The 13,432-nt window shown below is 61.5% G+C and carries 11 protein-coding genes; 2 read left to right on the top strand and 9 right to left on the bottom strand.

Annotation, left to right across the window (positions count from 1 at the left end):
* Nucleotides 1-158: 158 nt before the first annotated feature.
* The gene (locus AC1RLZ_RS06425; RefSeq protein ID WP_493187930.1) at nt 159-344 is read left to right on the top strand and encodes a hypothetical protein; all 186 of its coding nucleotides are present in this window, start codon (nt 159-161) and stop codon (nt 342-344) included.
* Between the two features lie 5 nt (nt 345-349).
* Here AC1RLZ_RS06425 and AC1RLZ_RS06420 read toward each other — a convergent pair whose 3' ends face one another.
* The gene (locus tag AC1RLZ_RS06420; protein ID WP_493188008.1) at nt 350-1,315 is read right to left on the bottom strand and encodes a GlxA family transcriptional regulator; all 966 of its coding nucleotides are present in this window, start codon (nt 1,313-1,315) and stop codon (nt 350-352) included.
* 166 nt (nt 1,316-1,481) lie between these two features.
* Between AC1RLZ_RS06420 and AC1RLZ_RS06415 the strand changes: the two genes are divergently transcribed.
* Nucleotides 1,482-2,123, top strand: a complete 642-nt coding sequence (locus AC1RLZ_RS06415) for an HD domain-containing protein (protein ID WP_493187929.1) — start codon at nt 1,482-1,484, stop codon at nt 2,121-2,123.
* Here AC1RLZ_RS06415 and AC1RLZ_RS06410 read toward each other — a convergent pair.
* The 8 genes from AC1RLZ_RS06410 to tolB form a co-directional block, all read right to left on the bottom strand.
* A complete protein-coding gene (locus tag AC1RLZ_RS06410; protein WP_493187928.1) occupies nt 2,095-3,291 on the bottom strand; it encodes a glycosyltransferase family 87 protein in 1,197 nt (398 codons plus the stop codon). The genes AC1RLZ_RS06415 and AC1RLZ_RS06410 overlap by 29 nt on opposite strands.
* Nucleotides 3,292-3,454: 163 nt before the next feature.
* Nucleotides 3,455-5,371, bottom strand: a complete 1,917-nt coding sequence (gene ftsH, locus AC1RLZ_RS06405; protein WP_493187927.1) for an ATP-dependent zinc metalloprotease FtsH — start codon at nt 5,369-5,371, stop codon at nt 3,455-3,457.
* A 233-nt stretch (nt 5,372-5,604) separates the two neighbouring features.
* Nucleotides 5,605-6,636 (bottom strand): tRNA lysidine(34) synthetase TilS, encoded by a 1,032-nt coding sequence (gene tilS / locus AC1RLZ_RS06400; protein WP_493187926.1) that lies wholly within the window; start codon nt 6,634-6,636, stop codon nt 5,605-5,607.
* Between the two features lie 97 nt (nt 6,637-6,733).
* Nucleotides 6,734-7,744, bottom strand: coding sequence for a tol-pal system protein YbgF (ybgF, locus tag AC1RLZ_RS06395; RefSeq protein WP_493187924.1), 1,011 nt, complete (start codon nt 7,742-7,744; stop codon nt 6,734-6,736).
* Nucleotides 7,745-7,907: 163 nt separating this feature from the next.
* Nucleotides 7,908-8,402, bottom strand: a complete 495-nt coding sequence (gene pal / locus AC1RLZ_RS06390) for a peptidoglycan-associated lipoprotein Pal (RefSeq protein WP_068733555.1) — start codon at nt 8,400-8,402, stop codon at nt 7,908-7,910.
* 267 nt (nt 8,403-8,669) lie between these two features.
* A complete protein-coding gene (locus AC1RLZ_RS06385; RefSeq protein WP_493187923.1) occupies nt 8,670-9,407 on the bottom strand; it encodes an N-acyl amino acid synthase FeeM domain-containing protein in 738 nt (245 codons plus the stop codon).
* A 165-nt stretch (nt 9,408-9,572) separates the two neighbouring features.
* Nucleotides 9,573-11,900 (bottom strand): putative bifunctional diguanylate cyclase/phosphodiesterase, encoded by a 2,328-nt coding sequence (locus tag AC1RLZ_RS06380; protein WP_493187922.1) that lies wholly within the window; start codon nt 11,898-11,900, stop codon nt 9,573-9,575.
* Between the two features lie 186 nt (nt 11,901-12,086).
* Nucleotides 12,087-13,412, bottom strand: a complete 1,326-nt coding sequence (tolB, locus tag AC1RLZ_RS06375; RefSeq protein ID WP_116661598.1) for a Tol-Pal system beta propeller repeat protein TolB — start codon at nt 13,410-13,412, stop codon at nt 12,087-12,089.
* Between the last annotated feature and the right edge of the window lie 20 nt (nt 13,413-13,432).

The raw sequence follows: 13,432 nt of genomic DNA, 5'->3' as shown, positions 1-13,432 counted from the left end.
AGTGTCAAGCGGACAAATTCATGACGGCTGTTGGTCCCGTGGACAACTGCTTGTCCTGGCAGGATCCGCCGCATCGGTGGCGGTTTCTGCACGATGCGATTCGTTGTCCGGAAGCGCTGTGAAGCGCAGAACACCATCACCAACCAATGGAGAATGCCATGCGCAACCTGGTAACGACCACCGAGAGGATGAACTTCAACACTATCGTCGAGCGCCCGGGTGCACTCGCGGCGTTCGAGACAACGGAGCAGATTGCCCGGCGCCGCCTCGACGAGAAGCTGAACGAGGCGCTGATGGACAGTTTTCCGGCCAGCGATCCAATCTCCTCTCTGCAGCTCGCCTGAGCGGATCAGACCGCGCGAAAGCTGGCCCGGTACTGGCTGGGTGTCAGGCCCAGCCGTCGCACGAAGACCTGACGCATATGTTCGGCGGTGGTGAAGCCGCATTCATAGGCCACCATCTTCAGCGGCAGATCGCTGCCTTCGAGACGGTTACGCGCCGTGTCGATCCTGGCCCCCTCGACAAAATCAGCCGGCGTCATCTTCGTTTCCTGCTTAAACGCCCGCGCGAAAGTTCGCGCGCTCATGCCCGCCACATCGGCGAGTTCATCCACGCTGTGCGCGTCACGCAAATGAGCCATCACATGGGCATGGACACGCGCGATTGGTGAACCCGGTTCGGACGGCGGCACCAGATAGGGACTGAATTGCGACTGGCCGCCCTGGCGCTGCGCCACCACGACCAGACGCTTGGCCACAGCCAGCGCGACATCGGCACCATGATCTTCCTGAACCAGTGCGAGACCGAGATCGATGCCTGCGGTGACGCCGGCCGATGTCACGAGCGCGCCATCGCGGCTATAGATGCGATCGAACTCCACATGCGCTTTGGGGAAACGCAGCGCCAATAGCGGCGCATTCTGCCAGTGCGTCGTCACCGTCTTGCCGTCGAGCAGACCTGCATGGCCGAGCGCGAATGCACCGGTGCAGACCGAGCCGTAACGCCCCGCATGGAGTGCGGCGCTGGCTAGCCATTCGGTGAGCTGCGGATCGGCCTCCGCCGACGGCAGACCTGGCCCGCCGGCAACCAGAACCAGATCCCAGGGCTTCTTCGCGTCACTGAACGCCAGATCGGCGGATATCCGCAAACCGTTCGATGCACGCAGCGGCGCGCAGTCTGCTGCAACTAGCGTGATGTCATAACCTTCGCCCGGCGCGACGAAGCCATTGGCCTCCATGAACACATCGAGCGGACCGGCCACGTCCAGCGACTGGACACCCGGAAAGATCGCAAGCGCAACGGTCTTCATGGTGATGCTTCATTCCATCGATGGCAGTGAACCCAGACGCCGAAGAATAGATAGTCGCGTTCCGGCAGGAAATCACGGACGAATGGCAGTTTTACAGGGCGTTGCGCGATTGCGAGAACACCGCCCTCGGACGACAACGGATGAATCACAACAACAGTGCAAGGAGCATCCCATGAGCAAGACGATTGCCGGCATTAAAGTGCCGGACAGCGCCCTCGCCCGCCAGGTCGATCAGCTGGTGCGTGATACGGAAAGTGAGCTTTTGTATCACCACTCAAATCGCGTTTTCCTGTTCGGCGCGCTCGCGGGGCAGCGCAAGGGTCTCAAGGTCGATTCCGAGTTACTCTATGTCGGCGCCATGTTTCACGACATGGGCCTGCAGGCGCCCTATGCGAGCAAGGAGGAGCGTTTCGAGGTCGATGGCGCGAATGCTGCCGCAGACTTCCTGCGCAGCCACCATATCGATGAACGCGATATCGACGATGTCTGGGACGCCATCGCGCTTCACACGACGCCGGGCATTCCCAAGCACAAGCGACCCGTCGTGGCGCTGGTGACGGCCGGTGTCGAGATGGACGTCTTGGGTCTGGAGTACGATGCCTTCACCGAATATCAGCGCCACGAAGTGTGTGCCTGCCATCCGCGCGGCCACGACTTCAAGAACGGGATCATCGATGCGTTCGCTGCAGGGACGATCCACAAGCCGGAGACCACCTTCGGCAACGTCAAGGCTGACGTGCTCGCACTTCGCGACCCCAGCTACAAGCGCATTAATTTCTGCAGCGTCATCCTGAACTCGGCGTGGAGCGAATAGAGCTTCGGATTCGCATGGCGATCAACGCTGCGACCAGCAGCGTTGCGCCAAAGCCAGTGGGGCCGCCCAGGAATGGATAGGCAATCAACAGCGCCGCGGCGGCGCCGAGGATCGGCAGTTCGTGGCGCTGAAAGCCTTCGGAGAGACCGATACGCGCGAGAAAGCCGACGGCAATCGCAAGCACCATGACGTCGTACAGAAACAGATACGGCGTCGTCAGCAAGGCGCCGACTGCCAGCGCGGCTGCTTTCAATTCGTATCGCACACGGCTTCGCCACAAGGGGACGAGCACCGCCACGACGGCGCCGATCATGATCCACTGAAACGTCCATGCCAGCGGCTCGCTGCCGTCAAAATAGCGCACCAGCGCGAAGATGCTCTGCATCTTGCCCCACGGCGCGCGGCCTTCGGTGAGGAAGGCCTGCGAGAACATCGGCATCCAGTGAATAAAGGCTTGCCAGCTCTCCGTGCCGAAAGCCAGCCACGACACCGCGGCGAGTAGCACGGTCGTGATGCCTGCACTGACAAACGCCTTCCATTGTGACGCCGCGATCAGCATCAGCGGAAACAGCAAACCATATTGCGGCTTGTAGCTGAGCAGCCCCAGACAGATGCCCGACAGGATCGGTCGCGTGGGCAATAGCACCAGCATGCCGCCGATCAGCGCCGCCGTCAGAAATCCATTCTGCCCGACCAGCGCGTTGGTCATGACAACCGGAAACGCCGCTGCCAACACCAATCCGAAGGGGCGACCGACGATCGCGCGCATCGCAATCAGATAAGGAATGAAGCTGACTGCAGCCCAGCCGGCAAAGGCCACGGCATAAGGCAGCTTCGCGAGTAATGCCGCGATGAACAGGAATGGCGGCGGATAGTGCCAGGCGAAATTGCCGGGATAGGTCTGGCCGAGGACGGCGATCTGGATCTTCTTCTGAATGTCCCAGTCATAGGCCCATGCCGGGTGCCCATCGAGCACCAATCGGCCGGCGGACCAGACATTGATGAAGTCCGTGGGGGAGCCGAGGCCGCCCTCATAGATCCAGCCGCGGCCGTAAAAGGTCGGGAAGAAGGCGAGATGCAGCATCGTCAGGATGGTGCAGACAATCAGCAGCGCCGGCGGAATGAGGCCGCGCCCGGGTGTCGAAGTCATCGTGAGCGGCACTGCCATGGGGTCCCCAATGCGCATCAAAGGCGCTGGCGGACAGTGCCGGGGGAAGTTTGAGGAAGGTTTAAGTGGACCGTAGGCCGACCGGAGCGCAGCGCAATCGGAGCTACAGACAACAAAAAACGCGGCCTTTCGGCCGCGTTTTGCATGTCTGAGTACGAAGCCTTTACGCCTGCGGCTGCGGCTCCAGGCCACCGTCCGGACGCGACCGCGGCTTGCCGGCGGGCGGCACGGCCGAGGTACGCGGGCCCGAGGGCTCCAGCACCGACTCGCGGTTCGGCTTCTTGCCGTTCAAGAGATCTGTGATCTCATCACCGGACAGGGTCTCGAATTCGAGCAGGCCCTTGGCGAGGGCTTCCAGATCGGCACGCTTCTCGGTGAGGATCTTGGTCGCCTCGTCATAACCTTCCGCGACCAGACGCTTCACTTCGGAGTCGATCTTCTGCGCGGTCGATTCCGAGACGTTCTGCTGGCGGTTGACCTGCATGCCGAGGAACACTTCGTCATTGTTCTCGCCATAGGACACCGTGCCGAGTTCTTCCGACAGGCCCCAGCGCGTGACCATCATGCGAGCCAGGCGCGTGGCCTGCTCGATGTCGGAAGATGCACCGGAGGTGACCTTGTTGCGGCCGAAGACCAGCTCTTCAGCAACGCGACCGCCCATCATGATGGCGAGGCGCGAGGTCATCTGCTCCAGCGACATCGACATCTTGTCGCGCTCCGGCAGTTGCATGACCATGCCGAGGGCACGGCCGCGCGGAATGATGGTTGCCTTGTGGATCGGGTCGGTGGCGACGACGTTGAGGCCGACGATGGCGTGGCCGCCTTCGTGATAGGCGGTCAGCATCTTCTCTTCCTCGGACATCACCAGCGACTTGCGCTCGGCGCCCATCATGACCTTGTCCTTGGCCTCTTCGAACTCGCTCTGCGTCACCATGCGCTTGTTGCGGCGCGCGGCGGTCAGAGCGGCTTCGTTGACGAGGTTCATCAGATCGGCGCCCGAGAAACCGGGGGTGCCGCGGGCGATGGTCTTGAGGTTGATATCCGGCGCCAGCGGCACCTTGCGGACATGGACCTTGAGGATCTGCTCACGGCCGACGACGTCCGGATTCGGCACCACGACCTGACGGTCGAAACGGCCCGGGCGCAGCAGCGCAGGATCCAGCACATCCGGACGGTTGGTGGCAGCGATCAGGATCACGCCCTCATTGGCCTCGAAGCCGTCCATCTCGACCAGCAACTGGTTGAGGGTCTGTTCGCGCTCGTCATTGCCGCCGCCGAGGCCAGCGCCACGATGACGACCCACGGCATCGATTTCGTCGATGAAGATGATGCAAGGCGCGTTCTTCTTGGCCTGCTCGAACATGTCACGCACGCGGGATGCGCCGACGCCGACAAACATTTCGACGAAGTCCGAACCCGAGATGGTGAAGAACGGCACATTGGCTTCGCCGGCGACAGCACGTGCGATCAGCGTCTTACCGGTACCGGGAGGGCCAACCAGCAGCACGCCGCGCGGGATACGTCCGCCGAGGCGCTGATACTTGCCGGGGTCGCGCAGGAATTCGACGATTTCCTGCAGATCCTGCTTGGCCTCATCCACACCGGCGACGTCTTCGAACGTCACGCGGCCATGCGCTTCCGTCAGCATCTTGGCGCGCGACTTGCCGAAGCCCATCGCCTTGCCGGCGCCACCCTGCATCTGGCGCGACAGGAAGATCCACACGCCGATCAGCGCGATGAATGGCAGCCACGACACGAGCAGCGAGACGAACCACGGCACGTTGTCGCCCGGCGCCTTGGCAGTGATCGAGACCTTGGCGTCATACAGACGCTTGATCAGGGTCGGATCGCTCGGCGCATAGGTCTGGAAGCTGGAGCCGTTGGTGAAGGTGCCGTGAATCTCCGGCCCCTGAATCACAACGTCACGGACGTGATTTTGATCAACTTCGGTGAGGAGCTGCGAGAACGAGATGTCCTGCGAGGCAGTGCGCTGACCGGGATTCTGGAAAAGCGTGAACAGCGCCAGCAGCAGCAAAACGATAATGACCCAGAGGGCAAAATTGCGCAGGTTCGCGTTCATCGATCTTCCTTCGTCGCCGCGCGAAATCGCGGCCTTATTCCCTTGTGAGTCGCCACAAGGGTTCACCCTGGGTCGGTCGGATACAATCTAGGTGCGACCAAGGGCGCTGCCAAGGGAACTGGGATGGACTATTTAACGCATCTACGCGCATTTCCGGTTCAAATAATGGCGGTGCTGACAGGGTTTTCCCACGGTGGTTAAGGTACTGTGGGACAGCAGGTACGTCTTTGCACTCAATCTGCCGGACGCCGTCTTGGCGGCGCTGGAACGATTCTCAGGCGATCCTGCGTGAGCGTAATCATGGCGCCCGCCAGCGTCTGCTTCAGCAGGATACCTTTTCCGCCCGATCGCGCAGCCTGACCCATGGCCAACACCAGTGTTTCGACCTTGCCGAGCTCTGCCGGGCCCTCGTGCCCGACCTGATTGATCATTCGCAACAGCAGCCGGACGCGGATTTCCTCGGCCAGCCCCGCAAAGGCCCCTGCGTCGATGGTTTCCGGCACCCTGCCCGGGCTATGCAGCGCCAGAAAACGTTCTGCGCCGTCGACCATCAGCTCCAGCGCCGCATGGGCGCGCCGCAACCGCATCGCCAGTCGGGCGAGATTACGTGAATCGAAGCCCTCGGACGCCAGCGTCGGCATCAACGCCCGCAGCCGCGGACGGGTGTAGCTGGGGTCGGAATTACTGGGATCGGTCGCGAAATCGATATTCGCTTTGGTCAGCGTGGCAACAAGTTGCGCCTTGGCGATGTGCAAAAAGGGACGCGCGAGCTGGACCCCGTCACGCTCGGTCTGCCGCGCCATGCCTGCAAGGCCGGCGATGCCGCTGCCGCGCGCCATCCGCATCAGCAGGGTCTCAGCCTGGTCGTCGCGAGTGTGCGCCGTGAGCACATGGGAGGCGCCGGCACTGCGCGCGGCCTTGGCAAGTAGCAGATAGCGCGCCTCACGTGCCGCAGCAGGCAGCCCGGTTTTCGGCTTGGTGCCGGTCCAGCGCATGGTGCGATGAGCAATGCCAAGGGAGGTCGCAAGCCGCTTGACGTCGCGCGCCTCTCGGGCCGCTTCGGGGCGCAAGCCATGATCGATGGTCACAGCAATGAGGTCGGGGCCACGTTTCCGCATACGCCGCCAACGCGCGGCGAGCCACATCAGGGCGACGGAATCAGGACCGCCGGACACGGCAAGAACCAGCGCCGGCGCGGAGTCCCAGTCAGCGAATAGCTGTTTCGCCATCTGGGCCGAAATCGGCGACTGGTCGTCGTCGGACATGCGTATCAGACCGGTTGCGACCCGGCTTACTGTCCGGGTCGATCTGCCAGGGCGTGATCCGATCCGAAAACCGGGCTCCACTTTTCGGGATCACGCCTTAGCACTTAACGCGTTTTTGCTCGCGGTCCACACCCTGTTTCACGCCGGCCGAGGCGCGGGGATATTTCCGCGTCACTTCACCGAAAGCGGCACAGGCGGCTTCCTTTTCCTTCAGCGCGGCCAGCGACTGGCCGAGCCGCAGCAAGGCATCGGGCGCCTTGGCGGATGTGTCGTATTTCGTGGTCACGCCCAGAAATGCCTCGGCAGCATCGCGATATTTCTGGCGCTGGAAGAAGCTCTCGCCGAGCCAATACTGCGAATCTGCAATCATCGGATCGCCCGGATATTTCTGCGCGAAGTTACGCATGGTCTCCTCGGCCAGCGCGTAATCACGACGCTGCATGTAGCCGATGCCGAGATCGAACTCGTCCTTCGGGGTCGAGCCCGGCGGCAAGGTCGTCAGTGCCGGCGCTGCTCCGCCCGGGGCAGCATTGCCCAGCGGGAGCGGCTCGCCGGCCCCACGACCGCCCTGCGCACCGACCGGTGCGTTTGCGGGCATCGGTTGTTGCCCACCGCCGAGTGCGCGCGGCACGCCCGGCGCGTTCGGGTTGGCATTGGGATCGAACGCATCGTTACGACGGCCAGCGCGAGGAGCCGGCGCGGGATCCTGAGCAATTGGTGCAGGAACCGCGATCTGCGGCTGTTGTTGATTGTAACCGGGCTGCGGCGCCTGCTGCACCGGGACAGCAGCGATATTGGGCCGGCCACCGGCAGCGCCGGGGGCCGCACCGGCCGGCGCGCCACCCGCCTGCAGCTGCCGAAGCTGGTCCTCGAGCTGGCGGTTACGGAATTGCAGCTCCTCGTTCTGGCCGGTGAGCTGCCGCAGCTGGTTCTGCAATCGCTCGATCTGCAAGCCCTGATCGGCATCGTCGTCGCCCGGCTGCTGCTGGCCGTAGCCCTGCTGACGGGGAGCCGGTTGACCAAACAACTGCGCCCAAACCGGCGAAGCCGTGACGAGCAACATGGAGACGAGCGCAGCGCCGGCGAGCGAATGAGATCTGGATGACATTTGAGCCTGAAAATGACCGGTTTCGCGCCCCATTGGCGCGCATCACGATGAGAATTTCACTACGCCAAAAATGTGACTTTCGACAGCGACAAAGGCGCCCGTTGAAAACAAAAACGGCGCCTGCCCCGAGGCAGACGCCGTTTTATTTGATAGCAACGCCTGCTTACGCGCCGGCGTTCAGCACGGTGACTGCGCGGCGGTTCTGCGACCAGCACGAGATGTCGTTACACACCGCGACCGGGCGTTCCTTGCCGTAGGAGATGGTGCGCATCCGGCTGGCATCGATCCCGCGCGAGGCCAGGAAGGTCCGAACCGACTGGGCACGGCGGGCGCCGAGAGCAATGTTGTATTCGCGGGTGCCGCGCTCGTCGGCATGACCCTCGATGGTGAACGAGTAGCGGTTGTACTGCTGCAGCCACTGCGCCTGCTTGTCCAGGGTCGCAATCGCCTGCGGCGACAGTTCGGTCTGGTCGCTCTCGAAGAACACGCGATCGCCGACATTGACAACGAAGTCCTGCTGGCTGCCCGGCGTCGCGGCATTAGCCATCGCACCATCGGCACCCAAACCGTTCTTGTTGGCGCAGGCGCCCATCGACAGCGCCACGGCCAGCACTGCAGCCAGTTTTAATCCCTGGAGGATACGCATCTGATGCTTCATTCCCGGAGCCTCCACGCTCACGCTTTACCCAACTGTCATTCGGTCTACAGGGCGTTGGTTAAGCGAACGTTCCGTCAACCTTGATGAGGTGTTGCCAAAACCGATCAAAAGCCACAGGCCGCGAAAAAGCAACGACGTGGTTAATGGTTGGCAAATGTGGCGCGACGGTGAAGGTTCTGAGAAAGCAGATGGTTTTAGACAGAATCCTGCTGCGGGACTGCTGGGATAGTCAGCAATTGCCGCGACGGGACTGTCGCCCCCTCACCCTCAGGTGCGCGGCGACATCGCGGCCTTGGCAATATGGAACTCGGATGAATGGAGATCCGGCGCCAGGGGTTCGCTCTTGCGCTCGAACAGAGCCCGCTGCTCGAACAGACTGGAGCGGAAATGCGGGTAGCGCATGAAAATGCGTTCGCGCACCGAGGCGTAGTCGGCCGCCATCAGGCATAGCGGCTTGGTCAGCGTCGGATAGGGCCGCGGCTCGCACATCGGCGTCTGCAGGAAAACCTTGCGATAAAATGCACGATGCTCGGCGCGCACGGTCGCCGTCCCGATATCGGCTTTGAAATAGCCGCAAGCGACATAGCCCAGCCGAACCGTCATATAGGGCAGTTCAGGAAACTTGGTGCGGTTGTTCGGGTCGGCCACGAAGCGGTTCGGATCGACGATGATCTTCCCCTTGTCCAGCTCGGGACGCAGCAAGTCCCCGAATGCATCGACGGCAGGCGTTTCCGGATTGTCCGGCGTCGCTACGCTGACACGCAGCGAACTGGCGAGCTCGCCATCAACGAATATCCCGAAAGTCCATGAATTCGGCAAAGCATCGAAACGGTCGACGAGACGGCGATCCGCCCGAGGCTCGATGGCCCCCTCATGGAGATAGGCTCTATAGCGCAGGCTATAGATCGCTTCTTTCTCAGCTTCTGTTTCGGCAAGACGGTAGTCAACCCGGTCGAGAATATCGCTGCGCTTTGAAGCTTCAGTCGCTTGATCGGCCGAAGCCATCATTCCGTCTCCTACGCACCAACGCCATGACTACGCGAGTAAGGGAAACGTTAAAGCTTTCTTAAAAGTTGTCAAAGGTTCTGCCACAGTGTGGTTAACCTTTGCCCATGCTCGGCGTGGCGTAACGAACGGAAATGAAAATTCGGAAGTGTGGCCTGCGGCTGGTCAGGCGGGCGTACGTGTGGCCTCGACATTGACGTCGTGTTCGATCACGCGACGTCCGTGGGACGCATCCAGGAGCTGTCTGATACGGGTCGCAGGCACCGGGCGGCTGAACAGATAGCCCTGCGCCTCGCTGATCGTGCCATCGGCGCTGATCAGCTCCAGTTGCTCGTTGGTCTCGATGCCTTCGACGACAACGGTCATTCCGAGATCGGCACTGAGGCGCGCCACGCCGCGCAATAGGGTCAACGGACGATCCGTATCGATCCCTTCAAGGAACGAGCGATCGATCTTCACCTTCTGCAGCGGGAAATTGTGCAGATAGCTCAAGCTCGAATAGCCGGTGCCAAAATCGTCGAGCGAAATCCGGCAGCCTGCTGCGTGCAATTGCGCGAGGGCGTCATGGGTCCATTGCGTGTTACGCAGCAGGGACGATTCCGTGATCTCGATTTCGAGACGATGCGCCGGCAGGCCGGACACGTCGAGGGCATAACGTACCTCGCTTAATACGTCGCGCTGATGAAACTGCTGTGACGAGAAGTTGACAGCGACGCTGACCGCATCCGGCCACTTCATGCATTCGATACAGGCCTTGCGCAAAATCCAGCGGCCAAGATCGACGATCAGACCCATGTCTTCTGCGACGGGAATGATATCGACCGGCGAAACAGTGCCGCGAACAGGATGATTCCAGCGCAGCAGCGCTTCGCAAGTCGAGATCCGCCCCGACTTCAGATTGACCAGTGGCTGGTAATAAATCTCGAATTCTTCATTGGCGAGCGCCTGACGCAGATCGAGTTCGAGTACGCGGCGCGCCTCGACCGTCTGGGCCATCTCGTCGCGGAAGAAGCAGAACGTGCCGCGGCCGGATGCCTTGGCGCGGTACAGCGCCATATCGGCATTCTTCAGGAGATGGTCAGCGCTGACATCGGGTTCCGTCAGGGCAATACCGACACTGGCACCGATTTCGACCTGATGATTGTCGACCTCGTAGCGCTCGCTGAGCCGTTCGACGATGCGGCGCGCCAGATCGGCGGCATCATGACTGGTCCTGATGGCGCGCTGGAAGACCACGAATTCGTCACCACCGAAACGAGCGACGAAATCATCCGCGCGCAACATCTCGCGTAGCCGGTCGGCGACCATGCACAGCAGCTGATCCCCGCACGGGTGACCAAGCGTATCGTTGACCTGCTTGAACTGATCGAGATCGACGAACAACAGGGCCGACAGCGTAGAATCGTTCGAACTCTTGAGCATGCGGCCAATTTCGTTTCGGAAACTGACCCGGTTCGGCAGCCCCGTCAATTCGTCGAAACGCGCCATGTGGCTGATACGCGCTTCGGAATTGCGACGCTCGGTAATGTCTTCAAGCAGAACGACCGTACCACCGCCGATCATCGGCTGAAACTTCCACAACAATGCGCGTTCACACTCGTGCGCATGATCAAGGGTCGTGATTTCGGCTGCCTTCGAGCTTTCAATCTCGCCGATGATGGTCATCGCACTGGCCGACGACACTGTCCCCGCATTGACGCAGAGCGAGACGACTTCGCGAGCGGTCACGCCGCGCTGTACGAGATCCTCTGAAATCTCCATCATCGCGGTGAAGCGATTGTTGAGCACCGCCAACCGACCATCGGCGCCGAACATACACAGGCCATTGGGCATGTTGTTCAGCGCCGTATCGAACTGGCCGGCGATAGAGCCGACCCGCTCGGTGGCCAGCAGCGCCTTGACGTAGACGTCATGCAGACGAAGGGTGATCCGGCGCAGGCCGACAAAGAACAGGACGTTCAGAAACGCGAAGCCGATATAGTAAAAGTCGCCGTGGATAATCAGTGCAAGCGCCATCGGGCCGCATGCCAGCAGCACCTGCAACTGCGCGATCTTCGGGCGGCCATAGGTCCGGCCCGCCCCGGCCGCGATATAAGCGACGGTCACTGCCGTACCAAGCATATGCGCGACAGGATCATCGCTGCCGAGCAGAACCACCCAGCACCACAGGCCCAACGCGGCTGCATAAAGCGAGCCGCCAATCATGTAATTGAATTCCCAGCGGATCGCCTCGTCAGGCGTCAGCGCGGTCTCGCGCTTCTCATAGCGGCTGAGCTGAATAGCCCGCAAAGCGCCGATGACGATGATCAGGGCGGCGCATGGCCACAGCAAAGGATTGCCGGTCTTCACAGCCGTCATGACTGCGCCGGTTCCGGCGCAGACCGCACCGGCCAGCATCGGAATCGGGTTCTCGAACAATGAATCGACGAGCGCCGTGTAGATCGACGGCGACATCGATTTGCTGTTCGTCCGGTTGTGGTCGGCGAGCTGCATCGGGCGTAAATGCGTCCTGTTCAGGCGCACATTGGTACCGGGTCCTGATGAAATCTTTCTGAGGGAAGATCGTTAGCGAACTGTTTAAGCATTCGCATAAACAGCAAATCTGCTCGTGATTTCAGCGCGGTGGGCAAAGTTTGCCGGGAATAGCCGGTAATCCGTCCGTCGCCGCCAATCGTTTGTTTACGATAGTAGCGGCGACCAGGCCGGGTCGGACGCGAAGCCGGGCGTCGGGACCTTGAGTTCGTTGCGTCCCGACACGTCGACCGTAAAGAGCGATGGCCCCGCTCCCGTATCGCGGAAGAACATGATCACGCGACCGTTGGGCGCGAAGGTCGGACCCTCATTGTGATAGCCTGATGTGAGCAGACGCTCGCCAGACCCGTCCGGCTTCATGATACCGATCGAGAACTGTCCGCCGCCCTGCTTGGTGAAGGCAATGTAGTCGCCGCGCGGCGACCAGACCGGGGTCGAATAGCTGCCTTCGCCAAACGAGATGCGCTGCGCGGGTCCGCCGGTGGCGGCCATCGTATAGACCTGTGGTTTACCGCCGCGATCCGACTCAAAGCAGATCTTCGAACCATCCGGCGAGTAGGACGGCGAGGTATCGATCGCCGGCGTATCGGTGAGGCGCGTGGTTGATTTCGAGCGAAGGTCCATCACGAACAGGTTAGAATTACCGCCCTGCTGCAGGCTCATGATGACGCGCTGGCCATCCGGCGAGAAGCGCGGGGAGAACGACATGCCCGGGAAGTTGCCGACGACCTCCCGCTGACCCGTCTCGATGTTGAAGAGATAGACCTTGGGATCACCCTGGCCGAATTCCATATAGGTGATCTCTTGCGTGGACGGCGAGAAACGCGGCGTCAGCACCAGGTCAGCACCGCGCGTCAGGTAGCGCACATTGGCGCCGTCCTGATCCATCAGGGCCAATCGCTTGACGCGACGCTCCTTGGAGCCCGTCTCATCGACGAACACCACGCGGCTGTCGAAATAGCCCTTTTCGCCGGTCAGACGCTCATAGATCTGGTCCGAGATGATGTGGGCGATACGGCGCCAGTATTCCGGCGAGGTGAAATATTGCTGGCCGGCCAATTGCTGACCGGTGGCGACGTCCCATAGCCGGAATTCGGCCTTCAGACGTCCATCGCCCTGACGGGTCATGCGGCCAGTGACGAGCGCCTGCGCATTGACGGTCTTCCAGTTCTGGAAGTTTGGCGGCGCATCGATGTTGATGGCCTTCTCAACGAAGGCCGCAGGATCGATCGGCGCGAACAGACCGCTGCGCTTGAGATTGTTGGTGATGACCTGCGAGACGCCGACGCTCACTTCGTTGTCCGCGCCTGTGCCTGCGGAGAAATTAGGGATGGCGATCGGCAGCGGCGCAACGTTGCCTTCGGTGATCTGCACGCGCGCCTGACCGAAGGCGGTTCGCGCACCGGTGCCCATCAGCAGACCGGTCGACGCCATTCCTGTGATGATCTGTCGGCGGCTTGGGCGAAACAACATCGGGGGCAATCCATTCTTGT

It is taken from the genome of Tardiphaga sp. GW822-FHT04G09 (genome assembly GCF_058800725.1).
The sequence above is the reverse complement of the archived record's forward strand: the minus strand, read 5'-3'. Positions and strand labels throughout refer to the sequence as shown.

Bases quoted from the DNA above. Each gene is read 5' to 3' on its own strand.
- AC1RLZ_RS06410 (WP_493187928.1), bottom strand. From the start codon at position 3,291: ATGGCAGTGCCGCTCACGATGACTTCGACACCCGGGCGCGGCCTCATT.
- AC1RLZ_RS06425 (WP_493187930.1), top strand. From the start codon at position 159: ATGCGCAACCTGGTAACGACCACCGAGAGGATGAACTTCAACACTATC.
- pal (WP_068733555.1), bottom strand. From the start codon at position 8,402: ATGAAGCATCAGATGCGTATCCTCCAGGGATTAAAACTGGCTGCAGTG.
- AC1RLZ_RS06415 (WP_493187929.1), top strand. From the start codon at position 1,482: ATGAGCAAGACGATTGCCGGCATTAAAGTGCCGGACAGCGCCCTCGCC.
- AC1RLZ_RS06385 (WP_493187923.1), bottom strand. From the start codon at position 9,407: ATGGCTTCGGCCGATCAAGCGACTGAAGCTTCAAAGCGCAGCGATATT.
- tolB (WP_116661598.1), bottom strand. From the start codon at position 13,412: ATGTTGTTTCGCCCAAGCCGCCGACAGATCATCACAGGAATGGCGTCG.
- ybgF (WP_493187924.1), bottom strand. From the start codon at position 7,744: ATGTCATCCAGATCTCATTCGCTCGCCGGCGCTGCGCTCGTCTCCATG.
- tilS (WP_493187926.1), bottom strand. From the start codon at position 6,636: ATGTCCGACGACGACCAGTCGCCGATTTCGGCCCAGATGGCGAAACAG.
- ftsH (WP_493187927.1), bottom strand. From the start codon at position 5,371: ATGAACGCGAACCTGCGCAATTTTGCCCTCTGGGTCATTATCGTTTTG.
- AC1RLZ_RS06380 (WP_493187922.1), bottom strand. From the start codon at position 11,900: ATGCAGCTCGCCGACCACAACCGGACGAACAGCAAATCGATGTCGCCG.